The 22971-nt window shown below is 68.1% G+C and carries 20 protein-coding genes; 7 read left to right on the top strand and 13 right to left on the bottom strand.

What is annotated here, in order from left to right; translation table 11 throughout:
* Positions 1-14: 14 nt before the first annotated feature.
* Entirely contained in the window at positions 15-740 is a 726-nt protein-coding gene (locus NO366_RS05175; protein WP_256533265.1) for a uracil-DNA glycosylase, read from the bottom strand.
* 202 nt (positions 741-942) lie between these two features.
* Here NO366_RS05175 and NO366_RS05170 point away from each other — a divergent pair, with 202 nt between their 5' ends.
* Together NO366_RS05170 and NO366_RS05165 are read left to right on the top strand one after the other, a co-directional pair.
* Positions 943-2274, top strand: coding sequence for a hypothetical protein (locus NO366_RS05170; protein WP_256533264.1), 1332 nt, complete (start codon positions 943-945; stop codon positions 2272-2274).
* 64 nt (positions 2275-2338) lie between these two features.
* A complete protein-coding gene (locus NO366_RS05165; protein ID WP_256533263.1) occupies positions 2339-2584 on the top strand; it encodes a DUF8151 family protein in 246 nt (81 codons plus the stop codon).
* A 245-nt stretch (positions 2585-2829) separates the two neighbouring features.
* Here the strand turns inward: NO366_RS05165 and NO366_RS05160 are convergent, their stop codons facing one another.
* Positions 2830-5454 carry a heavy metal translocating P-type ATPase gene (locus tag NO366_RS05160; RefSeq protein ID WP_256533262.1) on the bottom strand — a complete coding sequence of 875 codons (2625 nt, stop codon included), beginning with the start codon at positions 5452-5454 and terminating at the stop codon, positions 2830-2832.
* A 331-nt stretch (positions 5455-5785) separates the two neighbouring features.
* On the opposite strand from NO366_RS05160, the gene NO366_RS05155 reads away from it, so the two are divergent.
* Positions 5786-5992: a hypothetical protein gene (locus NO366_RS05155; protein ID WP_256533261.1), complete on the top strand. Its 207-nt coding sequence runs from the start codon at positions 5786-5788 to the stop codon at positions 5990-5992.
* A 21-nt stretch (positions 5993-6013) separates the two neighbouring features.
* Here NO366_RS05155 and NO366_RS05150 read toward each other — a convergent pair whose 3' ends face one another.
* The 7 genes from NO366_RS05150 to rnhB form a co-directional block, all read right to left on the bottom strand.
* Complete coding sequence (locus tag NO366_RS05150) at positions 6014-6412, bottom strand: DUF5811 family protein (RefSeq protein WP_256533260.1); 399 nt, start codon at positions 6410-6412, stop codon at positions 6014-6016.
* Positions 6413-6491: 79 nt separating this feature from the next.
* On the bottom strand, positions 6492-6971 hold the full coding sequence (locus NO366_RS05145; RefSeq protein WP_256533259.1) for a pyruvoyl-dependent arginine decarboxylase: 480 nt from the start codon (positions 6969-6971) through the stop codon (positions 6492-6494).
* Positions 6972-7047: 76 nt separating this feature from the next.
* Positions 7048-7422: a hypothetical protein gene (locus NO366_RS05140; protein ID WP_256533258.1), complete on the bottom strand. Its 375-nt coding sequence runs from the start codon at positions 7420-7422 to the stop codon at positions 7048-7050.
* 391 nt (positions 7423-7813) lie between these two features.
* On the bottom strand, positions 7814-9043 hold the full coding sequence (gene pan2, locus NO366_RS05135; RefSeq protein WP_256533257.1) for a proteasome-activating nucleotidase Pan2: 1230 nt from the start codon (positions 9041-9043) through the stop codon (positions 7814-7816).
* A 230-nt stretch (positions 9044-9273) separates the two neighbouring features.
* Positions 9274-11118 carry an oligoendopeptidase F gene (pepF, locus tag NO366_RS05130; protein ID WP_256533256.1) on the bottom strand — a complete coding sequence of 615 codons (1845 nt, stop codon included), beginning with the start codon at positions 11116-11118 and terminating at the stop codon, positions 9274-9276.
* A 153-nt stretch (positions 11119-11271) separates the two neighbouring features.
* On the bottom strand, positions 11272-11514 hold the full coding sequence (locus NO366_RS05125) for a hypothetical protein (RefSeq protein WP_256533255.1): 243 nt from the start codon (positions 11512-11514) through the stop codon (positions 11272-11274).
* Between the two features lie 73 nt (positions 11515-11587).
* Positions 11588-12301 (bottom strand): ribonuclease HII, encoded by a 714-nt coding sequence (gene rnhB / locus NO366_RS05120; protein ID WP_256533254.1) that lies wholly within the window; start codon positions 12299-12301, stop codon positions 11588-11590.
* Between the two features lie 66 nt (positions 12302-12367).
* Between rnhB and NO366_RS05115 the strand changes: the two genes are divergently transcribed.
* A complete protein-coding gene (locus NO366_RS05115; RefSeq protein ID WP_256533253.1) occupies positions 12368-12859 on the top strand; it encodes a hypothetical protein in 492 nt (163 codons plus the stop codon).
* Positions 12860-12912: 53 nt separating this feature from the next.
* Here NO366_RS05115 and NO366_RS05110 read toward each other — a convergent pair whose 3' ends face one another.
* A complete protein-coding gene (locus NO366_RS05110; protein ID WP_256533252.1) occupies positions 12913-13074 on the bottom strand; it encodes a hypothetical protein in 162 nt (53 codons plus the stop codon).
* A complete protein-coding gene (locus NO366_RS05105) occupies positions 13071-14501 on the bottom strand; it encodes a tRNA pseudouridine(54/55) synthase Pus10 (RefSeq protein ID WP_256533251.1) in 1431 nt (476 codons plus the stop codon). Before NO366_RS05105 ends, NO366_RS05110 begins: the two co-directional genes overlap by 4 nt.
* Before the next feature lie 168 nt (positions 14502-14669).
* Between NO366_RS05105 and NO366_RS05100 the strand changes: the two genes are divergently transcribed.
* Positions 14670-15782, top strand: a complete 1113-nt coding sequence (locus NO366_RS05100) for a S1C family serine protease (RefSeq protein WP_256533250.1) — start codon at positions 14670-14672, stop codon at positions 15780-15782.
* A 319-nt stretch (positions 15783-16101) separates the two neighbouring features.
* Positions 16102-16290, top strand: coding sequence for a DUF8028 family protein (locus tag NO366_RS05095; protein ID WP_256533249.1), 189 nt, complete (start codon positions 16102-16104; stop codon positions 16288-16290).
* A gap of 30 nt (positions 16291-16320) precedes the next feature.
* Here NO366_RS05095 and alaS read toward each other — a convergent pair whose 3' ends face one another.
* Positions 16321-19101, bottom strand: a complete 2781-nt coding sequence (alaS, locus tag NO366_RS05090; RefSeq protein WP_256533247.1) for an alanine--tRNA ligase — start codon at positions 19099-19101, stop codon at positions 16321-16323.
* Positions 19102-19482: 381 nt separating this feature from the next.
* On the opposite strand from alaS, the gene NO366_RS05085 reads away from it, so the two are divergent.
* Positions 19483-21204 carry a nitrogen regulation protein NR(II) gene (locus NO366_RS05085; protein WP_256533246.1) on the top strand — a complete coding sequence of 574 codons (1722 nt, stop codon included), beginning with the start codon at positions 19483-19485 and terminating at the stop codon, positions 21202-21204.
* A gap of 27 nt (positions 21205-21231) precedes the next feature.
* On the opposite strand, the gene NO366_RS05080 is transcribed toward NO366_RS05085, so the two are convergent.
* Positions 21232-22923, bottom strand: a complete 1692-nt coding sequence (locus NO366_RS05080; protein WP_382274680.1) for a Na+/H+ antiporter NhaC family protein — start codon at positions 22921-22923, stop codon at positions 21232-21234.
* Positions 22924-22971 lie beyond the last annotated feature (48 nt).

The following is a 22971-nucleotide window of genomic DNA, read 5'->3' as shown; positions in this document are numbered from 1 at the left end:
CCGGTCGCGAGCGGTCAGTGGCCACACAACTCGACCAACGTTTCGCGGAGTGTGATCGCGTACTCGTCGGCCTCGTACCCCATCCGACTGATCCAGACGTCCTGATAGGACGGATGGAGGATCGGCAGGAGCCAGGTCTCCAGCGAGTCGCAGCGGGTAGGTTCGAGAACGGTGTCGAGAAAGCCTGATCCCTCGAGGTCGTCGAGCGAGCGGTCGTCAGCTGCTAGCACCGACGTGGTGGCGTGTTTGCCGGTCGCGACGACGACAGCGGGCTCGACGCGATCGAGTTCCGTCAGGAGGTGTGGGCGACAGGCCGCGAGTTCCTCGACGGTCGGTTCGCGCGTACTCACCGAGTCGGCGGACTCACTCGCGCAATCGGTGTCCGACTCGGCAGCGGCCTCGTGCGTTTCGTCCGCTGGCATGCACTTCACCGCGTTCGTGAAGTAGCTCTCCTCGGCGTACCCTACCTCGGCCATCATCCGGCGGATCCGCCGGCCGGAGTGGCGCGCGGTGTAGGCCATCCCCGTCCAGTTCCCGCCGCGCCAGCGGGCGGCGTCGGGGTTGCCGGCGCCCGGCGCCTCGCCGACGACGAGGACGGCGGCGTCTATCGGCCCAGTCCCCCACGAGATTCGCTCGCGACAGGCGGCGAGTTGCGGACAGCGATCACAGTCCGGTTGGAGGACGTGACGCGACGTCGGAAAGGCAGGATCGTCGGGGCCGGCGGACGATTCGGAGGACACGCGAGGATGCAGGGATCGGACGACGAAGGGCGTGTCGGTCCCGACGGGGTCGACGCGCTTCGGGGGAGACGCGCGAACGACGCGCTTCGAGGAGGAAGACGCGTGATCGAACGGAATTCAGACCACAGCGTCCCGGGATGGCACTCCGACCCGCTCTGTACCCCACTGTAAGGTTGGTAAGTCGAGGTCACGTAGAGCCGGTATGCGACCGATTTGGCGGCGTACCATCCTTCGGCTGGTCGGGGCGGGAGCGAGCGTCTCGCTCGGCGGGTGTCTCGATTCGCTCGACGTCGACACGGGCGACGACGGCGATCCGAGCGACGGCGGTGAGCACGACACAACGGCGGACGAGGACATCGAGGCGACGGTCTTCCAGGCGGACGAGACGTCGTCGCGACCGCGGTGGGCCGACGACGAGTCGCGGACGGGACTCGTGGCCGTCCTCCAGTCAGAGACGGACGTCGAGACGTTCGCCACGCGAGTCGTCGGGTCCGAAGAGCGAGACGACGTGGACGAGGAACTCGCGTCGTGGGTGCGGGAGACCGACTTCGAGGCGTCGGTGATCCTGGGCGTCCAGACGGTCGCTCCGAACGCGTGCTACGAGACGATCGAAGTCACCGACCTCGCCGTCTCGACGGTCGAGATTCCATCGGAACGCAGGGCGGCCGAGACGACGGCCGACGAGGAGATCGGGGCGATCACCGGTGCGGCCGCCGCGGTCGACGACGCCGGCGGCGACGTCGGCTGCGCTCAGGTGATCACGTATCCGACGGCGTACGTCCGCGTGACCGGCGAGGACCTCCCGTCCGTCGCCGTGCTCGCGATCACCGACGGCTGGGGAGAGGAAACCGACGTGAACTCGACCGACCCGCTGATCGACCCAGCGACCCTCCCCGGCAGCGTCCGCCCGGACGGCGAACCGCCCGCCGTACCCACGGCGCTCGTGTGCGACGACGAGGACTTCGAGCGCCTCCCCTCGACGGCGGGCGGCGAGGTCGCGTGGGGTGAAACGGTCGACGAGCGCGGCGCCGCCGCGTTCGCGATGCGGGCCGACGCGTTCGACGAGGGTGACGGCACCGGCGACGACGGCGAGAGCGGTGGCGACGGTGTAGGGAGCACCAACGAGAGCGGTGACGGCGCCGGGTACGGAGACAGCAGTGACGCGACCGACGACCTGACGTTCGATCGAGGCGACGGGGTTCGGATATCGCTGTGGAACGTCTCTACGAGGGAGCAGACGACCGGAAACGAGCACACGTACGCCGTCGAGGTGAAGACGGAAGACGGCTGGCGGGAGGTTCGCGGCACGGACTCGCAAGCGGCGGTGGGGTACACGGACGAGAGGGCGACCCACCCACCCGGTGGGGGATTCGACTGGACGGTCGAACTGACCGAGAATGGCCTGGTCGAGGAGAGGGACACCACCAGGAGACTGCGCGTCTGTCCCGACCTCCAGACCGGTCGCTACCGGTTCCGGTACTGGGGACTGCCGGACGAGGCGTCGATCGCCGTCGCGTTCGACCTGGCGGCGTGAACGGAACGCCCCAGCATACGACCGGAGCGTCAGGGCTATATCGCCCGAGTTCATCACTCTCGCTATGACGCTCATTGGATCGGAACTACTCGTGGAGATCGTCTCGCTCGCGGTGTACGCCGTCCTCGCAGTGGTGTTCACCGTGGTCGGTGTTCTCGCAGAGAGTGCGAGCCTCCAGCACCTCGGGGGCAACGACCTCTTCCTCGCCGGCTGGCTCGCCGCGATCGGCTTCGTCATGCTGTACGCCGGGATCTACGCCGTCGGCTACCGGAAACTGGTCATGCACGCGAACGAAGTTCTCGCTGCTTGACCTCCTCCCCGCCCTGAAGGGCGAGTATTCCCGACCCCCGTTGGGATATTGTGGTTTACGACGTAGCCTGTTCTCGCGGTGCGAAGCATCCGCTCTCTGAATCGAACGGATCCGTTCCGATGCCCATCGGGACAGCTGGCGCTGGGCATCGGATCCAGTATCGAGAGAGAGAGAGAGAGAGAGAGAGAGATCCCCGACCCACGGAGTCTACCGTCGACCGCCCCGTACAGCCGACGACGTCCGGACTACGCGTCGTCGAGCAACGTTCGCGAGGAGTTCGTCACGACGAGCAGGCTCGACGTGCCCATCGCGACGGCGGCGAACAGCGGGTTGAGCAGGCCCGACACCGCGATCGGGATCGCGATCGCGTTGTAAGCGAACGCCCAGCCGATGTTCTGGCGAACGCGACTGCGCGCCGCGTTCGCGATCGAAAAGACCGTCGAAAGCGAGGACAGGTCGTCGTCGACGATGGCGACGTCGGCCGCGTCGGCCGCCAGCGCCGTCCCGCCGCCGAGCGCGATGCCGAGATCGGCGCTGGCGAGGGCGGGTGCGTCGTTCGTCCCGTCGCCGACCATGGCCGTCTTCCCCCGGGTGCGGAGCCGGCGGACCGTCTCGGCCTTCCCCTCGGGTGGGACACCGGCGAAGACCTCGGCGACACCGTCGTGTTCCCGAAATCGGGTCGCAGCTTGTGCTTCGTCTCCGGTGAGGACGACGACCTCGACGCCGCGGTCGGCCAGGTCGGTGACCGTCTCGTCCCAGCCCTCGCGCGGTTCGTCGCCGACGATCACGAGCCCCCCGACCGCGCCGTCGCTGCCCACGAGAATCGGGAGGTGACCCGCGGCCCGCTCGGCGGCGGCTCGCTCGGAGAGGGGCCCGGGGACGGTCCAGCCGCGGTCGGCGAACAGGTCAGGGTGGCCGACCAGGAGGTCCTCGCCGTCGACGGTGCCACCGACGCCGGTCGCGTAGGACTCGAAGGTAGTGAGACGGTCGTCCGCGGCGCGTTCGGCAGCCGAACTGGAATCGGACCACTCGTCCGCGCTGGGATCGGTGGCCGAGTCGGCATCGGACCGGCCGTTCGTCGGCGAGTCGGACGATGTGTCGGCGTCCGCGGTCTCCGCCGGCGTCGACGCACCGGCCGGGAGGCCGCCGTCGGTGGCCGGCTCGGTTCCGGGCGTCGCGTCGGCGGACGCTCCGCCGTCACCGGCGTCGGGTCCGAACGCGTCCGCTATCGCACCGGCGACTGGATGCACCGAGCGCCCCTCGAGGAGGGCCGCGCGTTCGAGGAGTTCCGCCGATCCCTCGGCGTCTCGCACCGTCATCTCGCCGGTGGTGAGCGTCCCCGTCTTGTCGAAGACCACGACGTCGACGTCCCGGACCCGCTCGAAGACGGTCTCGTCGAAGACGACGATTCCGCGTTCTAGGGCCTCGCGGATGCTCGACGCGACCGCGAGCGGCGTCGCGAGGCCGAGGGCGCACGGACAGGAGACGATGAGTACGGTGAGACCGACGAGCAGTGCGTCGGGTGCGGAGGAACCGAGGACGAGGTAGCCCGCCGTCACGAGGACGGCCAGGGAGACCACGACCGGGACGAAGATCGTCGCCAGGCGGTCGGCCAGCCCCTGAATGCCGCCGCGAGCACTCTGGAGATCCCAGACGAGGTCGGCGATGCGGTCGACGCCGCTCGTCGGTTCGCCGTCGACGGCGACGACGAGCGAGCCCTCGGCCAGAATGGCGCCGCCGACGACGCATTCGCCGGAAGCCGTCGAGACGGGCAGCGATTCGCCGGTGATCACGGCTTCGTCGACCGCGCCCTCGCCCTCCTCGACGATCCCGTCGACCGGGATCCGTTCGCCGGCGCGGACGAGGAATCGGTCGCCGTCGGCGAGGTCGGAGACGTCGACGGTGGTCGTCGAGCCGTCCCGGTCGTAGCGCTCGGCGGTGTCGACCTGCGCGGCCGAGAGGTCCGCGAGCGCCGCGGTCGCCCGGCGCTTGATCGTCCCCTCGTAGTAGCCCCCGACGGTGACGACGAGGACGATCGCGACGGTGACGTCGTAGTATATCTCGGAGGGGTGGCCGAAGACGACCGCGAGCGTGCTGTAGACGTAGGCCGCAGTGGCCGCGAGCGCGACCAGCAGATCCATGTTCGGGTTTCGCGTCCTGAGGCTGACGTAGGCGCCCCTGAGGATCGGTCCGCCGGTGACGAAGAGGACGACGCTCGTCAGCGCGAAGAGGACGAGGAAGAACGGTACCGAGGCCGAACTCGTGACCATCTCGACCAGGAACGCGTGCGTGCGTTCGGGGTAGAAGAGGTTGACGTGCAGGGGGTACACGAGCAGGAGGTACTGCATCATCACGACCATGCCGAAGAGGACCCCCACGACGAGGCGAATCTCGTTTCTGTCCGCCGCGGTCCGCTTCGCCACGGCGTCCCCCCGGGGAGAGGCCGTGTAGCCGAGACCGGTCAGTTCGTCGGCGACCGCGTCGGGATCGGTCTCGTCGGGGTCGTAATCGACGCGGACGGTCTCGGAGACGTAGCTCGCGGCGACGTCCGCGACGCCGTCGGTGTCGGTCCCCACACCCTCGATGAACAGCTCACACGTCGAGCAGTGCATTCCCTCGATCTGGAAGAACGCGCGCTCGGTCCCCGGCGGCGCAGCGGTCGGTTCCTCCGGCTCAGACGCCGTCCCTGCCCCGATATCGGCGCCATCGAGGCTGGCCGGGTCCGTCGCGTCGTCGAGTGTCCCGGCGACGTGCTTGCACCCGGCACAGCAGTAGCGATTGCCCGCGTCGTCCGTAACCGCCGTGGCTTCGAGTGGGAGATCGCACAGCGTACACGTGGCGTCGGACGAGGGATCGGCGTCGGCGGTCACCGACGATCACCCGGGTGGGGACGGAGCCGTGCCCCGTCCGGCTCCATCTCGCACCGAAGGCGGGGAGTACACGGCGAGTCACCCGCGTTTCGGAAGGGACGCCACATAACACGGACTCCGGGCTGGACGGGAAAAACGGTTTCGCGGTGGATCGGCTGCCCCGTGTCCCGCATTCCGAACGGATAGCTGCATTCCCACCGAGAGCTGTGTCCCGAACGGGTAACCGGATTCCCATCGAGACCCGCGTTCCCAACGAAACTCACGTTCCAGAAGCGGCTGGTACGTCGAATCTGCCAGAATTGTTTTGACACACGGCTCTGTGGTGGGCGGTATGAGAGACGTGTTGGAGCGATTCGACAGCCGGCGTGGCATCGCCGGCTTCGTGGTCGTGGTGAGTCTCGTCGCCGCGTTCATGGTCGTGTCGAACGAGGTACAGGCGGGCGATCGCGACTCCCTGCTGTACTTTCTGCTGTTCGTAGTCATTCTGGTGGCAACGGTGCTCGGCGGCGCGTACGGCTGGACGTTCTTCGAGGAGTGAACGACGCGAGAGTGAGCGGAGTCAGCGGGCGGTCGGCGTGAACTCGCTTCCCATGGCCTGTTTGACCTGCAGCGCTGCGCTCGCGGCGAGGCCGCGGGCGACTTCGGCGCACTCGTCGTCGTCGATGACGGATTCGGAATCTTCGACGAGTGAGACGTCGGGGGCGAAACCGGCACTGACGGGGTGGCCGATTGGAGGCTGGACGGCGACGGTGAGTTGCGGGCCGCTGACGCCGCGGGTGATATCGCTGTCGACGACGTATTCGTCGGGGAGAAGGTCGCGCGTCCGGGCGGCGACGCGAGAGACGTCTCGCCGGAGGGCCCGCCGCTGGACGGGCGTCACCTCCGTGAGATCGTCCGCCGATCGGTGCCCTGCCTGCGTGGTTCCCGGGCGGCCGGCGTACGGTGTGTTCGCGTTCATGAGAAGTCGGTACCGACCCAACGAGTCGCCTGGCCAAAAGCGTTTGGCTCCCAACACTGGGCGGTAGGCGCCACAGGGCCTACACGATGGGCTCACTCTCGCCGTAGGCGGCCGCGACGACCGCCGCCGCGTACTCGCCCGACTCGGCGCTGGCCTCCTCGACGCGGACCGTCGGCTCGCCGAACTCCCAGTCCCTGAGGTCGGCCCCGGCGTCGAGCCCCTCCCGCACGCGGCGTTCGACGTCGTCCGGACCCACTTCGCCCACCGCCTCGTAGAACAACCCCGGCCCGCCGTCGACCGACTCCACCCAGCCGAGGCCGGCGCTCACGCTCGTCGGCCCGGCCGCCCGCGCTCGCCCCTCGACGACCGTCAGGCGCTCGCCCGCCGGCCCGAGATCGGGTGCCGTCCCGACCGCCTCGACGGGCACGTCCGCGGGAATCACAGACGAGACGGCCACGAGGTTGTAGTTCTCGATACCCGCGTCCGACAGCGCCGCGTCGTAGGCCGCCATCTCCGTCGGCCCCGTCGCCGACCCCCAGACGACCCGAATCGTACTCATCACCCGCCCTCGGGCCCCGACGGCGTAAGGCGTTGCGATCCGACACCGTGCAGATCCCCCGCCGTGGGGCCGTTCGTCAGACTGCGCCCTCATCGCGACCGACACTCCGGCTCGCGAGTAGATAGGCACCGACCACGCAGCCGACCGCCCCGCTCATCCCCGGGACCCCCACCGGGTCGAACGGCCGGACTCCGCGGGGCGCTACGAGTTCCGTCCAGATCCCGAGGGACGCGATGAAGACGAGCAACCCCGCCCACAGTCCGATGGTGGCGTAGCCGAGTTCGGCTATTCGGCCGGTCCGTGTGGCATGGGCAATCACGCCGAGCGTCGTCGCCATCGGAATCGCGACGAGCGCCCCACCAGGCGGGGTAAAGAGGGACAGTACCAGAAAGATCGCCAGTCCGTAGACGAACACGGAGAGTGATCGGACGAGGGTTCGTTTGGAGGGCATCGCCTGCGGGTTTTCACCACCCAAACTGGGTGTCCAGTATAACATAAATGGCACCATGTATCGGTAGCATGTAGTTCGGAACAGCCGTCAGTGCCCATCGGCTCGTAGCAACGGATGAAAGCAGCCACTATGGACGAGAGTGGACACCAACGGTGCCGTGGCCGCGAGCGTGCCCACCGGGCACGCGAGCACGGGGAAAGGCTGGTTTACACTAGTTCCGTGTTCCGTGAGCGAACGAAGTGAGCGAGCGGGCCGACGACCGATGTGAAAGCCGCGCCGTGCGCGGCTGCAACGGAGGGAGGAGTGCTTTTCATCGAAGTTTTTCCGAGCGTCGGCGAGACGTGCGCCAGCACACTGGCGCCGTCTCGCCAGAGCGCAGAGAAAAAGTTCGTTAGTGGAAGAAGTAGTTCTCCGACGGGATGTACTCGCTTCCCTCGTCGGATTCGAGTTTGTCGATGGCGGCTTCGAAGTCGGCCATGGTGACGTCGGTGCGGTCGTCGCGGATGGCGAACATGCCGGCCTCGGTGGTGACGCTCTCGATCTCGGCGCCGGAGTAGCCGTCGGTGCGCCCGGCGAGGGCCTCGTAGTCGACGGCGTCGGCGAGCGAGAGATCCTGGCTGTGGATCTCGAAGATGCGTTCACGGCCCTCGGCGTCGGGTTCGGGGACCTCTATGAGGCGGTCGAAGCGGCCGGGCCGGAGGATGGCGCGGTCTAACATGTCGAAGCGGTTGGTGGCGGCGATGATGCTGATCTCGCCGCGGTTCTCGAAGCCGTCCATCTCGTTCAACAGCTGCATCATCGTCCGCTGGACCTCGGCGTCGCCGGAGGTCTTCGAGTCGGTGCGGCGGGCGGCGACGGCGTCGATCTCGTCGATGAAGATGATGGCGGGTTCGCGCTCGCGAGCGAGGTCGAAGAGGTCGCGGACGAGCCGGGAGCCCTCGCCGATGAACTTGCGGACGAGTTCTGAACCGGCCATCTTGATGAACGTGGCGTCGGTCTTGGTGGCGACGGCTTTGGCGAGCATCGTCTTGCCGGTACCCGGCGGGCCGTAGAGCAGGACACCCGAGGGCGGTTCGATGCCGACCTGTTCGAACAGCTCGGGTTCGGCGAGGGGCTGTTCGACGGCCTCGCGCACCTCGCGGACCTGGTCGTCGATGCCGCCGATGTCCGCGTAGGAGACGTCCGGCTTCTCGGTGATCTCCATCGCCTGGGCGCGGGCGTCGGTCTCGGCGGAGAGGACCGTCTGCAGGCCGAAGGAGTCGTCGACGGCGACCCGATCGCCGGGTTCGATGCGGTCGGCCATCCGCGGGGAGACCTCTGTCAGGACCTCCTGGTTGTTGCCGTGCTGTTTGACGACGACCTCGCCGTCGAAGGACTCCTCGACGGACGCGACGTACAGCGGCGAGTCCTTCAGGCACTCGTTCTCGCGTTCGACGCGGTCGACGCGATCGCGCAGTGTTTCGCGGCGGCGTTCGGCGGTTTCGAGCTGATCGGCGAGTTTCTCCCGTACCTCGTGGAGTTCCGCGTGATGTGACCGAAGCGCGTCGAGCCGTTCCTCGTCGGGGAGGTTCGGATCGATGTCGCGTGTCGGTCGGTCGGGCAGCGACGGACTTCGGGCCATTCTGACGAGCGGTGGATAATCGGCCGACGTAAATGTGCCTTTGGGTCGCGGGCCGGGAACCGATGGTCGGTAGACAGACAGCCGTGGGTGTGGCGAAATCCCGGCTGTCGGTCGCCGGTTCAGGGTCGAGCGATCGTTTGGGGACCCGCGACGCGTCGTCGACCGCGATTCAAGCACGTCCGGCGAGGGTGCGTACGGCCACAGATCGAGAGGATCAGCGGTGTTCGGGGTCAGTCGACGATCTCGGCCAGTTCGTCGAGGCGATCCGCGTAGCGGTCGATCGCTCGTTCGACGGGGTCGGGCGAGCGCATGTCGACGCCGGCGGTCTCGAGGAGGTCGAGTGGGTACTCCCGGGAGCCGAGGCGGAGGAACTCGAGATAGTCGGCGGCCGCGTCGTCGCCGTCCGAAACGATGTCGTCGACGAGCGCGAGCGCGGCCGAGATACCGGTCGAGTACTGGTAGACGTAGAACGCGCGGTAGAAGTGCGGGATGCGCATCCACTCGCGAGCGATGTGATCGTCGAGCGCCGCGGGTTCGTAGTAGCGGGCCTTGAGGTCGCCGAAGAGGTCGTCGAGCCGGTCGGCGGTCAGGGGTTCGCCGGCCTCCTCGAGTTCGTGTGCGCGGTGTTCGAACTCGGCGAACAGGGTCTGCCGGAAGAGCGTCGAGCGAACGCGCTCTAAGAACTCGTTCAGGATGTGGACGCGGAACTCGGGGTCCTCGACGGTCTCTAAGAGGTGCTCGGTCAGGAGTGCCTCGTTGACCGTGCTCGCGACCTCGGCGACGAAGAGTTCGTAGCTCGCGTAGACGTACGGTTGGTTCCTGCGGGTGCGGTCAGAGTGCAGCGAGTGGCCGAGTTCGTGGGCCAGCGTGTACATCGAGGCGACGTCGTCCTGGTAGTTCATCAGGACGAACGGCTCGGTGTCGTACGTGCCGGCGGAGTAGGCGCCGGCGCGCTTGCCCTCGTTCTCGTAGATGTCGACCCAGCGCGACTCGAGGCCCTCGGCGAGCCGGTCCTGGTAGTCCTCGCCGAGCGGCGCGACGGCCTCGATCACGTGTTCGCAGGCCTCGTCGTAGGGGATCTCCGGACCTTCGCCACCGGTGAGGGGCATGTAGAGGTCCCACGGTCGGAGTTCGTCGACGCCGAGCGCCTCGCGTTTGAGTTCGGCGTGGCGATGCAGTGCGTCGAGGTTGTCGGTGACGGTGTCGACGAGGGTGTCGTAGACCTCGACGGGGACGTTCGCGTCGTCCAGCGAGGCTTCGCGGGCCGTCTCGTAGTTGCGGGCTTCGGCCAGCCGGACGTCGGCGGTGACGCTCTTGGCGTAGGCCGTCGAGACCGTGTTTCGCACGTCGCCCCACTCCTCGAAGTACGCCTCGTAGACGCGTTCGCGGAAGTCCCGGTCGGGGCGTTTGAGCAGGTTGACGAAGTTACTCTGCGTGATCTCGACCTCCCCACCGTCGGGGTCTCGCGATTCGTCATCGCTCGATTCGTCCGAGGCGCGTCGCGCCTCGCTGTCCGCTACGGTCGGGAACGTCATGTCCGCGTTCGCGAGCATCGAGTAGACGGTGCCCGCGGTGCCGGTGACCTCGCCGAAGTCGGCGAGTAGTTCTTCGACCTCCGGCGAGCGGGTGTGGGGTTTCATCCGGAGGGCGTCGTCGACGTACTGACGATACCGCTCCAGGTCGGGTTCCTCGTCGACGTAGGATTCGAACGCCTCCGTCGTGAGGTCCTGGATCTCCGGTTCGACGAACGAGGCGGCCGACTGGGCGTCGGCGACGAGCGACTCGGCCCGTGCCGCCATCGCTTGCCGGTCTTGATCGGTCGTATCCTCGTCGCGTCGCATCCGCGCGTAGGCGCCGACGCGCTCGACCTCTCGCATGAGGGCGTCACGCGTCTCGAGAACCACGCGGAGGGTCTCGGCGTCGGATACCGTCTCACCCTCGTAGGCGGTCAGTTCGTCGAGGCGGTCGGAGACGTCGTCGTAGGCGTCGCGCCAGTCCTCAGGAGAGTCGAAAATGCGGCTCAGATCCCAGGTGTGCTCCGCGGGGACCTCCTCGCGCGAGGGAACGTCACTCATGCACCGGTTTTCGAATCGCAATGGGTAAAGCGTGACGAAGTGCGGTCACGCCAGGCGGCTGGATCGGCCGTGTGACGGGGTTTGTAACGGGTATAGTGGGTGGCGTCGCCAGAGCGACTCACATATCGATCGTGGCCGGGACGACTCGCCGTGTCATCGACTGCGTTCGGCGGCGACCGCTGTCCGAATCACCCGCGCGAGTCCGAGAACGGCGACGTACGTCCCGACGACAAGCATTCCGGCGAAGACGGCGAACCCGACGGCGGTCGGGCCCAGTCCGTCCAGTGCCAGGAACGGACCGGCCACCGTGCGTCCGATCCACGTGAGTAGCCCGCCGACAGCGATCCGGACGGCGCCACCCCAGTACTCGCCGTACGCTTCGGCAGTGTGTTCCATGTCGGTGCGTGCGGGCGGGGTCGGCAAAAAACTGCCTTCACGTGCCGCGTATCGGATGCCTCGACACAACCGCTCACTCGCTCGCGAAGTCCCCGAGGCCCGACTGCTGGGCGTCGGCGAGCACGTCCCGACACGTCGCCCACGACTGGCGGGCACAGTCGGGAAGGGTGCCCGTCTCGTCCACGTAGGCCTCGAGGAACGCGCGCGTGTTCGGATCGCTCGGGTAGCCGCTCCCCGGATCGCCGTAGCCGGCGTCGGCGTAGGTGTCGGCGACGTCGGTCATGCGAGCGTCTCGCTCGACTTTCGCGACGATGCTCGCCGCGCCTACGAGTGGGTCGTCGGCGTCGGCGCCGTGTTCGGCCGCGACGTCGATCGGGTGCGAGCAGGCGTCGGTCACCCGCCGGGCAAAGCGGTCCGCGTCCGTATCGCAGGCGTCACAGGTGCCCGTGGGAAGATCGTCGTCGACTCCCGAGCCATCCAGGCTCGAATCGGCCAGGCCCGCGTCGGCCAGTGCCGCCTCGATCGCTTTCGCGTGGGCGGCGACGGCGAGCCCGTTCATGTCCGTCTCCGGGTCGTCGATCGTCGCCGGCGTGATCGCACGGACGCCGACGGCGACGTCGTCGGCCGACCGAAGGCGTGCCGCCAGTTCCTCGCGCCGGTCGGGGGCGAGGTCCTTCGAATCGGCCATGCCGTCGGGGAGTCGGGTACGATCGTCCACGTGGACGGCCGCGGCGATCATCGGACCGAGCGCTGGCCCCTTCCCCGCCTCGTCGACGCCGAAGACCATGTTGGTGAGCCATCGTCGGACTGGCGCAAAATCGTTGTGACTCCGCTCGGCCCGACCGAACGCGTATTGACCGGTATACTGAACGTCCAGATACCTAAACTGAAGTGCGGAATCGCGAGAACGGTCGAAGCCGCCCTCGCCGTCGGCGTACTCCTCGTCGTCTGGGTGATGAGCACGGGCGTCCCGATCGAGTACCCCTCGTGGCCGGAGGTGGCCGGATTTCCGGCCGATCCGGAACTGCTCGTGCCCGGCGCGCTGGCCGTCGTCGTGCTCGTCGACGTGGTCCGAGAGGGTGTCTCGATCGGATCGGGCGGCGTCGCCGCCATCAAGAGCGCTCGCGCCCGCTGGACTGGCATGATCGGGCTTCTCGCCGCACTGACGCTCTTTCTGTCGGTTGTGAGTCTCCCTGCCCTGTACGCCGATACCGGCGGCTGCGTCTTCTTCGGCGGCCTGCTCACACTCTCGGCCGGTATCCCGCTCGCACTGCTCGTTCTTGGACGGCAACTCTTCGACGAGGCCGTCGGGTGGTATCGCCGTCGGCACGTCGCGAGTGAGTAGCACCGAACGAAACGAATCCTCGGCGGCTGCGCGTCGGTCGGGACTCGGAGACCTCACCGCGTCAGCCGGAACCGGAACACGATGTACGCGAGGATCAACACGAATGTGCCAGCGAAGAGGTACTCGCCCGAATCGATGGCGTAGGCCAGCCCGATCGCGTTGAGCGCGATACCGACGAGGTAGAGGATGTGGAGTTGTCGGTCGGAGGGGGTCACGCGTCACCACCGGATTCGCCGTCGGCGTCGGACTCGTCTACGAAGAAGTCGGCGCGTTCGAACGGTTCGTCCTCGCCCTCGACAGCGAGCACGTCCAGGGCGATCACCTCGGCGCCGGTATCGAGCAGTCCGGCCACGCTCGGCTCCGTTCGTCCGTCGTCGCCGCTGATGAGTTCCTTGATGTAGAGGCCGCCGGCGCCGTGGACCTCGATGGTGGCGGTGGCGGCGTTCACTTCCCCGTCACCCAGGACGGCTTCGTCGACGCTGTCGACCATCTCGTCGACGATCCCCGGCTCGCCGTCGATGGCGTAGACGGTCCGTTCGCGGGTCAACTCGGCCCGGCGGTGGTCGACGCGCTGGGGCGTGAACTGCTCGACGGTGGTTCCTTCGAGTTCGGCGAGTGCGTCGAGGGCAGTCACGCTCACCGGCTCGTCGAACTGGACGGCGGCGCGATAGCGTTTGCTGGCGTCGTGTTCCTTGACGCGTTCGACCATGTCGTGGGTCGCGAGGCGGAGGTCCTCGACTTCGACGGCGCCCGCTGCGGCCTCGTTGATCTCGGCTTCGAGTGCAGAGACGTCGGGTGTCCGGTGGTAGGGGTGTTTGACTTCGAGGACGAACGGGCGGCCGGTGCCGAGCATCCGGGCGTCGACGTCCTCCCGGCCCGCCCCGTGGAAGGTACCCTCGCGACCCTCCATCGCGTCGACGACGTGCGGGCGAACCGTCTCCTCGATGCTCGTATCGTAGAGGTAGCCCGAGCCGCCGCAGTAGTCACAGGGCTCCTCACCGTCGTCGGCGAGCTGAGTGCCGCTGCCGCCACACTCTCGACAGGGCCACTCCGTCTGTGGGATGTCGCGCTCGATCTTGCGGTAGCGGCCGTAGACGAACGCGGGGTTGATCTGGCGGTCGACGGCGTGGGCCGTGACGGCGTCGCCGTCCTCGAGGACCGCGTACGGGTCGAACGCCGAGAGGTCGACGACGCAGAGGACGTCCGGGCGCTCGAAGTCGACCTCGGCACCGGTCCGCGCGCCGACGCGCCGACCCACCTCGCGGTTGACCTCGCGCTTGAGCGGTTCGCCGGCGTCGGGCTCCATGCCGGCGTCCTCTCGGAGCAAGCGGTCGTTCTCCTCGACCAGCGGCGGGACGACCGTCCCGACCTGATACGTGGCGAAGTCGACTCCGTCCAGCGTCTCGACGACGGCGTCGGCCAGGGCGTCGAACGTCCCGCAGTAGCCCTCGCAGACCCAGCACTCGACCGGGTCGACGGGCTCGTACGGCTCGTCCGCTTCGAGGGCCAGCGTGGTCCGAAGCGCCCGGCCGCGCTCCTCGTTTCGCAGGCCGAAGCTTCGGTCGGCGAACGGCCGCCCGAGGCAGGCGTCACAGACGGGACCGCCCGCGAGCAGGTCGGCCGCCGCATCCGTGATGGTCATTGCACCTAGGTGAGGTCGTGGGGCGTAACACGCTTTCCATTCACGCTTTCGGGACCGCGTCGTCACGACAGTTCCGGTCCCGCGTTCTCACACGGCGCTCTCCTGCTCTCGCCATCACTCGAAGTTCCGGATCACGGACTTGAAGACGGTCCGGGTCGTTGCCGGCGTATGGACGATCCGGCTATCTCTCGCAGGGGATTTCTCGCGGCCGGTGGCGGAGGATTCCTCGCCGCCGTCGCCGGCTGCGCCGAACCCGGCTCCCGCGCGCGGTCGGGCCGCGGCGACTCCTCCCTCCCCAGTACCGTCGACCTCGAGGAGCGGGCCGACGGGACGGTCTACACTGAGATCTACGCGGACGTGATCGACTCGGTTGCGATGGTGACGGTCAGCGGCGTCGAGACCGAAGACGGCGGGGAGGGTGCCGGACAGGGGTCGGCGTTCGTCTTCGACGACCACCTCGTGACGAACAACCACGTCGTCGAGGGTGCGGAGTTGATCCAGTTGCAGTACACCAACGGCGACTGGACGGAAGCCGAGGTCGTCGGCACCGACGTCTACAGCGATCTGGCCGCCCTCGACGTGGTTCACCGGCCCGACTCCGCCGCGTCGCTCCCGTTCGCCGACGTCCTCCCGACCGTCGGCCAGGAGGTCCTGGCCGTCGGCAACCCCTACGGGCTCGAGGGGACGATGTCCCAGGGCATCGTCAGCGGCGTGAACCGTTCGCTTCCCGGCCCGCAGGGCTACGACATCCCGAACGCGGTCCAGACCGACGCGGGCGTCAACCCCGGCAACAGCGGCGGGCCGCTGCTAGACATCGACGGGCGCGTTGTCGGAGTCGTCAACGCCGGCATCGTCGAGGGCGTCGGCTTCGCCATCTCGGCCGCGCTCGCGAGTCGCGTTCTCCCCAGCCTGATCGAGGCCGGACGGTACGACCACCCGCGCATGGGCGTCACACTCCGCGAGGTGACGCCGGCCGTCGCGACGGCGAACGACCTGGCAGAGGCGACCGGCGTTCTGATCGTCGACGTCCCGGCTGACGGGCCGGCGGCCGGCGTGCTCCAGGGGAGCACCGACCAGGTTACCTACGAGGGAGTCAGTATCCCGGTCGGCGGCGACGTCGTCGTCGGACTCGCCGGCGAACCGATCCCGGACAGCGGAGCCCTCTCTCGCGTCCTCGCCCTCCAGGCCAGTCCCGGCCAGACCGTCCCCGTCGAGGTGCGTCGCGACGGCGAGTCGACGACCGTCGACCTCGAACTCGGCGCCCGACCGACCGATCCCTGAGTTCCGGAGTGACGACGGCTCCAACTCCGTCTCGATCCGCGTCGGTGCCCGCCTCCGAGTACGCGAGGCATTCTGGGTGGATGGCACCGCGTACGGCCCAGGCCCGGGTCCAGTAGTTCTTCCATAACAATGGCCGACGCTACCGTAGCAGGGGTGGCCCGAGTCCACATGCACAGCGCACCCGACAACCACCCGTTCGCGGTAGCCGTCGATGAACCGACCGAGCGCAGTGAACGCTCGAACCCCGCCCGTATCGGCGGTCCGACCGCCGAGTGTAACCACTCCCCTACCGATGCCGCGTAGGCACACGTCGCCACCCATGCCGAACGCACCCACCATCACGACCGTCTCGTTCTGGCTCGGTACGCTCTTACCCGTCGTCTACCTGCCGCTCCTCGTGTCCGGAATCGACTCCGGGGGGCGGTTCGGCCTGCTCGTCTCGCTGCTGGCGCTCAACGTGGTCGCGCTCGTCCTCGGTCACGACTACCCGGAAAATCGACCGCGGTGACCCCGCGACGACCGCCGACAGCGGGCCCGTTCAGGCGTTTCGTACCGCCTTGAGCACGTCGGGTGCATCGGCGAGTGCGTCCTCCAGCGCGTCGACGTCGGGGCCGCCACCCTGGGCGAAGTCCGGGGGCCCGCCACCACCGCCGCCGACCTTCGCGGCGAGTTCGCCGACGACCTCGCCGGCGTTGACGCCGACGCCGTCGGGGACCGCGACGACGAACTGCGCGCTGTCGAGACCGCTGCCGAGAACGGCGATCTGGCCCTCCTCGGCGAAAGCAGAGGCGGTCGCCCTGAGTTCGTCGACGTCGGCGTCGATGCGCTGGACGACGGCCGTCGTCTCGCCCACCTCGACCTCCGCAGCGTCGTCGGCGCCGGCGGCTCTGGCTTCGGCCAGCTGTGATTCGAGATCCTCGATGCGCTTGCCGCGATCCTTCCAGGCATCGAAGAAGCGCTCGGCCGTCTCGGGGACGTCCTGCGGATCGACGTCGAGCACGTCGGCCGCCTCGTAAAGGGCGTTCTCGGTCTCCTGGGTGGCCCGGATGGCAGCCTCGCCCGCGGCGAAGACGAGGCGCTCGACGCCGTCCTGGACGCGCTCGGTCGAGCGGATCTTGATCGCGCCGATATCGCCCGTGCGGGCGACGTGCGTGCCGCCGCAGGCCTGGACGTCTTCGCCGACGTGGATCAGGCGGATGTGCTCGCCCGGTGGGATGCCGCCCTGGTAGAGGTCGAAGCCGTGTTCGGCCTCGGCCTCGTTGCGGTGGGGCCACTCCTGGGAGACCTGGACGTTCGCCGTGACGAGGTCGTTGGCGACCCGCTCGATCTCCTCGACCTGGTCGCGGGAGATGCGGTCGTAGTGGCGGACGTCGAGCCGCGAGGAGTCGACGCCCTTCTGGGCGCCGGCCTGACGGACGTGGTCGCCCAGCACCTCGCGGGCGGCGTGCCCGACGATGTGCGTCGCCGTGTGGTGGGCCATCAGCTGGCGGCGGCGGTCGGCGTCGATCCGACCGGTGACGAACTCGCCCTTGCCGATCGGGCCGTCGGTTCGGTGGAGGACGACGTCGTCGACCGCCTGTACGTCGGTCACCTCGACCGTCGTCTCGTCGGTCGCGAGCGTCCCGGTGTCGGCCGGCTGTCCGCCGCCTTCGGGATAGAAGAGGGTACCGTCGAGAACGACGTCGTATCCCTCCTCGCGTTCGAAGACGTCGAGGACGACCGCCTCGAACTGGGTGCGTTCCTGGTCGTTGTAGTAGCGTTTCTCCGTCTCTGGAAGGTCGGCGAAGCGCTCCTCGGCGCCGCTCGCCTCGACCCCGCCCGCGGTCTCATCGTCGTGGCGTGAGGCGACCAGCCCGTAGAAGTCGTCTGGGACGTCGACCGTCGCGCCGTGGTCGTCGGCGATCTCGGCGACCATGTCCGGCTGGATGCCGTGGGAGTCGTAGAGTTCGATCAGTTCGTCGACGGGGATCGGCTCGTCGCGTTCGGCGTACTCGCGCGCCAGGTCCTCGACGCGGCGACGGCCGCGTTCTAACGTCTCGCGGTACTTCTCGACCTCGGTGCGGACGATGTCTCGAATCGTGTCGCGGTTCTCGTACCCGAGTCGGTCGGCCTGCATATCGACGAGTTCGTCGAGCGGCGCGTCGACGCCGACGGTGTCGCAGAGACGCTTCATCCGCCGAAGGACCATCCTGGCGAGGTAGCCCGTGGCGACGTTCGACGGGACGATGCCGTCGCCGAACATGTACGCGAGCGTCCGGGCGTGATCGGCGATGGCGTAGATGTGCTCTAACGGCTCGACGAGATCGCGCAGTTCCTCGACGTCCACGCCGAGTTCCGCCGCGATGTCGCCGCGGGCCGCCTCGACGTCGTCGACGTCGTCGATGTCCAGGTTGCCGGAGAGCCTGGCCGCCTGGGCGACGAGGTCGGACTCGTCGTCGGTGTAGTCGAGTCCGGCGTTGTCGGTCAGGAACGAGATCGTCTCCGGATAGATGGCCTCGTAGACCGTCGGGGTGCCCTGGCTCATCCAGGTCCAGCGTTCGAGGCCGTAGCCGGTGTCGACGACGTAGGTGTCCATGTAGGAGTAGGTGTTCCCGTCTTTGAGTTCGTACTCGCCGTCGGGATCTTGCTCCATGCACATGAAGACCAGCGTCGCGAGTTCGAGGCCCTTGTAGATGACCTCGATCGCGGGCCCGGCGTTCCCGCCGCCGACCCACGGGTCCTCGATGTAGGTGACCTCGGTGATGTCCGCGCCCATCGAGTCGAGCAACTCGTCACAGAGCTCGACGGTGCGGTCCTTCCAGTAGACTTCGCCCTCGAAGGCGTACTGCCCGGGATCGTCGATGTCTTCGCGGGCGTTGAACGCGTGGTGGGCCATCATCTCGAAGGCCATCGTGTGCCGACCCGTCTTGCCCACGTTGTCGATGTCCTGCATCCGGATACACGGTTGCGAGATGGTCAGCGGGTTCGCCGGCGGCGGCGTCTGGCCCGACGTGACCAGCGGCTGGAAGTCGTAGATCGACGCCTGTGTGAGCAGGACGTCGTCGCGCCAGCGGTTCGCCGCGACCGGGTACGGTTCGATGCGCTCGTGGTCGTGGTCCTCGAAAAACGAGAGGAACGCCTCTCGCATCTCTTCTAGAGAGTGCGCCTCGTCGAATCCCGGGTCGTCGATAAAGTCGTAGGTCGCACACGGCGGTTCCCCACACACCTCGCGCTCGGGATCGCGCGTCCAGAAGTGATTCCCACAGGAGACACACTCCACGCGCTCGAATCCCTCCTCCCTGAAGTACTCGAGACGGTACTCCTCCTCGAGGTCGCTCATCGTGCGATTGTGGCGCCGCAGCGGGTAAAACAGTTCCGCACCGGCGCGGCGGACGCGTCCGTTCCCGTCCCGCCGATCGAATTCTCGCTCGGATCTGTCGGGCGAATTCTCGCTCGAACCTGTCGCTCGACGCGCCCGGATCGTTCGCTCACTGGCACTCGATCGCTGCCCGTGCGAAACGCAGCCACGTCATCAACTCACAACGAAGTTATGGCGTCCACCCACAACGAAGCCACGGCGTCCCACCACCGATCCGCGGCGTCCCACGTCGGACCGACGACACGCGATCACCGGTTGCGGTAATTATCGGTCGACTCCTCCACTCACACAGACAATACATACATTACCCGGACCCAACATACGTGACAGGACGGACCTCCGATGGCGGACAGCCGAACGGTCATCTACGTCGCCGTAACGTCGGACGCCGCAGCGAGCGGTGCGGTAGCCCTGGAAGCGGCGGGAGACGGACTCGACGTCGAACCGGCGACGCCCGACGACGTGGATTACGCCGCCGGGATGGCCGACTGCATCGTCTTCGCCGAGACGCCGACGACGGCCGACGGCGCCGCTCTCCTCGACGTGATCGACGACGCCGACGACACCCCGGTGGTGCTCTTTACCGAGGACTCGTTCGAACCGGCGGTAGCCCGTGCCACCGACGGCATCGCGGGCTACGTCCGCCGGGACGCGAGCGACGCCACGACCCACCTGGCGGACGAGATCGCCTGGGTGTGTTCGGGTTCGAGCGCGCCCGAAGCGGATCGGTCGACTGCGAGCGCCCCCCGACACCGTCGGGCTGCCGAGCACCTCGCGAGCGACTACGCGTCGCTCGCGAAGACGCTCGCGGATCGAACGGGAGAACGCGACCGGCTCGACGACGCTCGCACCCACCTCCATGATCGCCTCGAACGGACGGCCGACCAGCGCGACCGCTTCCGGGCGGCGTTCGACGCGACGCCCGAACCCGCCTGCGCCTACGCCGTCGAATCGACAGGATCGGCGATCGTCACGGCCGTGAACGACACCTTCCGGGCGACCTTCGGGATCGGCTCCGGAGCGGCCGTCGATCGGCCGGTCACCGACGTCTTCGACGCAGCTGGGATCGACGTCGACGGCGACCGCTTCCGGTCCGCCCTCGATCCCAGGCGGTCGGATCGCGACGTGGTTGCCTCCGGACGGAACGCTGGCGGACCGGGCGTCGATCGCGAACCGCCAGGCGACCGGGGCGGAGGTGCCTCCATCGACGGTAGTGTACCCGACGGCGTCGTCGCGCCAGGGAGAAGACGGGAGGTGATGCTTTCCGGACGGTACGAGACGGACGAGGGAATTCGAACGTACGACGTCACGGTCGTCCCGTCCGGGAGCGACACCGACGACTCCGGGCCGGCCGTCGGGCTCGTCGTCTGTGCGGACGTCACCGAGCGACGGCGGGCCGAGCGGGAATTGGCGTCCCGGACGCACCGACTGGAGACGATCGGCGACGTGCTAGACGACGTTCGCGACCCGCTCAGCGTCGCTCGCGGATACCTCGAAGTGGCCGAGGAGACCGGCGACCCCGAACACTTCGCCGAGATCGACGCCGCCCACGAGGAGCTGCGCGAGGCGGTCGACCACCTGGGCAGGCTCGTCGGTCGCGACGCCGTCGTCGTCTCCCGCGAGGCGGTGGACCTCCACGACCTCGCTCGCCGGGCCTGGGCCGACGTCGAAACCACCGACGCGAGCCTCGACCTCGGTCCCGGCGCCCGCCTCGAGGCCGACAGCGACCAGCTCCGCGACGCGTTCGAACGCCTGTTCGCGGCGGCGACCGCTCGGACCGGAACCGACGAGTCGGGCGGACAGAGTGTGGACGTCGACCACGAACCGAACCCGGACGACGCCATCGTCGTCTCCGTCGGAGCGACAGACGACGGATTCTACGTCGCGAGCAGCGCCGCCGACGGGAACCCGTTCGCGGGTCAGGTGGGCGCCCGCGACGGAACGGATCCCCGACGTGACGCCGAACGCGTCGCCGCGGCCCACGGCTGGCGTGTCGGCGTCGCGGAGAGCCGCGAGGGGACGGCGATCGCGTTCCGCGGCGTCGACGTCGAACGCGAATCGTGATCGAGTACGGTCTCAGCGAACCCAGGATCACCCCCCGAGTGCCGCGAACGCGAACACGAGCGCGACGTACGCGACGGTGATGGTGACCGCCGCGATCGGAATCGCCGAGAGGTGATCGTACCGGCCGTCGCTCCCGGTGCGGTCGCCGCGCTCGATTCGATCGACGTCCACGGTACCAGATTCGATGGCCTCGGCCGTCGGCATCACCTCCGGGAGCCCCTTGCGCCGCGCGTCGATCTTGTTGAGCGCGAGGACCGCCACGATCGTCAGTCCGAGCGCGAGCGGCAGGGCGACGAGCGGGCTCCGCAGCCCGAAGCCGTACAGCAGGAGGACGATCACGGTGACGCCGGCAGCCGTCGCGGCGAAGGGGATCTGCGTGTTGACGTGGTCGATGTGGTCAGAACCGGCGAAGATCGAAGACATCACCGTGGTGTCGCTGATCGGCGAACTGTGGTCGCCCCAGATGGCGCCGCCGAACAGCATCGCGATCACGACCGGGAGCACCGACGAGCCGACGAGTTCGAGGCCGAGTGGGATGGCGAGCGGCGTCAGGATGGACATCGTGCCCCACGAGGTCCCGGTAGTGAAGGCGACGAACATCGCCGCGGCGAAGATGATCAGCGGGAGGAAGCCCCCGGGAACGCCGCTGCCCACCATCACGTCCACGATGAAATCGGCCGTACCGACGTTCTCGGCGGCCACGCCGATGGCCCACGCGAGGACGATGATCGCGAGCGCGATCACCATCGTCTTGAAGCCGTCGAGGATCGTCTCGCTGGCTTCCTCCAGGTCCATCGTCCGGTAGGCGAGCGAGCCGACGAACCCGACGAGCATGAACGCGAACGCGCCGTAGAGCAACCCGAGCGCCACGTCGGTCTCCTGAAAGGCCGTCGAGACGTCGACGCCGGGCTGGTGCCCGCCACCCAGGTACCACATCGAGACGAGGCCGACCACGAGCAAGACGAGGATCGGCGCGAAGAAGTTCACCAGCGTGGGGTTCTTCTCACTCGGTTCGCCGACGTCGGCTGAGACGTCCGACAGCGGCGTCGCGTCCTCGCGTATCGTCCGGCCCGTAGAACGGGCGCGCCACTCGGCGGACAGCATCGGCCCGTAGAATCGCTGGGTGATCGCGATGAAGCCGACCATGAAGAACGCCATGAAGCAGTAGACGTTCCACGGGATCGACCGCAGGAACAGGCCGAACGCGGTGACGTCGAGGCTCTCGGTGGTGACGTCCGTCGCCTCGAATCCCACGATGATCATCGACACCTGGAACCCGACCCAGTTCGAGACCGGGCCGAACGTCGTGACCGGCGAGGTCGTCGAGTCGAGCGCGTAGGCGTGCATCTCCCGCGACGAGCGGTTGTCCTGGGCGAGTTCGCGCGTCGCGTTGCCCGTCACGACGGTGCTCGTGTACGAGTCGAAGAAGATGAACACCCCGATCACCCAGGTGAGTATCTGCGAGTCGCGCGCGGTGTTCACGCGATCGCCGATCGCGCGTTCGAGCGCCAGCACGCCGCCCGACCGGTAGATGAACGCGGCTCCCGCGCCCATGAACAGGATCAGGATGATGAACTTCGTGTCGAACGGCGCCCGGACGACCTCGACGAGCCAGTCCATCGTCAGCGCCGTGGCCGCGATCGGGTTCCACCCGGCGACGAGCAACGCCCCGACCCAAACGCCGGCGAACAGCGACACCAGCACCTGTCGCGTCGTCATCGCCAGCACGATCGCCAGCAGTGGCGGTGCCAGTGCGAGGACCCCGAA

This window comes from Halovivax cerinus (genome assembly GCF_024498195.1).
In the GTDB taxonomy this organism is placed as follows: domain Archaea; phylum Halobacteriota; class Halobacteria; order Halobacteriales; family Natrialbaceae; genus Halovivax; species Halovivax cerinus.
The sequence above is the reverse complement of the archived record's forward strand: the minus strand, read 5'-3'. Positions and strand labels throughout refer to the sequence as shown.

Bases quoted from the DNA above. Each gene is read 5' to 3' on its own strand.
- NO366_RS05170 (WP_256533264.1), top strand. From the start codon at position 943: ATGCGACCGATTTGGCGGCGTACCATCCTTCGGCTGGTCGGGGCGGGA.
- NO366_RS05165 (WP_256533263.1), top strand. From the start codon at position 2,339: ATGACGCTCATTGGATCGGAACTACTCGTGGAGATCGTCTCGCTCGCG.
- NO366_RS05155 (WP_256533261.1), top strand. From the start codon at position 5,786: ATGAGAGACGTGTTGGAGCGATTCGACAGCCGGCGTGGCATCGCCGGC.
- NO366_RS05150 (WP_256533260.1), bottom strand. From the start codon at position 6,412: ATGAACGCGAACACACCGTACGCCGGCCGCCCGGGAACCACGCAGGCA.
- NO366_RS05145 (WP_256533259.1), bottom strand. From the start codon at position 6,971: ATGAGTACGATTCGGGTCGTCTGGGGGTCGGCGACGGGGCCGACGGAG.
- NO366_RS05140 (WP_256533258.1), bottom strand. From the start codon at position 7,422: ATGCCCTCCAAACGAACCCTCGTCCGATCACTCTCCGTGTTCGTCTAC.
- pan2 (WP_256533257.1), bottom strand. From the start codon at position 9,043: ATGGCCCGAAGTCCGTCGCTGCCCGACCGACCGACACGCGACATCGAT.
- pepF (WP_256533256.1), bottom strand. From the start codon at position 11,118: ATGAGTGACGTTCCCTCGCGCGAGGAGGTCCCCGCGGAGCACACCTGG.
- NO366_RS05125 (WP_256533255.1), bottom strand. From the start codon at position 11,514: ATGGAACACACTGCCGAAGCGTACGGCGAGTACTGGGGTGGCGCCGTC.
- rnhB (WP_256533254.1), bottom strand. From the start codon at position 12,301: ATGGTCTTCGGCGTCGACGAGGCGGGGAAGGGGCCAGCGCTCGGTCCG.
- NO366_RS05105 (WP_256533251.1), bottom strand. From the start codon at position 14,501: ATGACCATCACGGATGCGGCGGCCGACCTGCTCGCGGGCGGTCCCGTC.
- NO366_RS05100 (WP_256533250.1), top strand. From the start codon at position 14,670: ATGGACGATCCGGCTATCTCTCGCAGGGGATTTCTCGCGGCCGGTGGC.
- NO366_RS05095 (WP_256533249.1), top strand. From the start codon at position 16,102: ATGCCGAACGCACCCACCATCACGACCGTCTCGTTCTGGCTCGGTACG.
- alaS (WP_256533247.1), bottom strand. From the start codon at position 19,101: ATGAGCGACCTCGAGGAGGAGTACCGTCTCGAGTACTTCAGGGAGGAG.
- NO366_RS05085 (WP_256533246.1), top strand. From the start codon at position 19,483: ATGGCGGACAGCCGAACGGTCATCTACGTCGCCGTAACGTCGGACGCC.
- NO366_RS05080 (WP_382274680.1), bottom strand. From the start codon at position 22,923: ATGACGACGCGACAGGTGCTGGTGTCGCTGTTCGCCGGCGTTTGGGTC.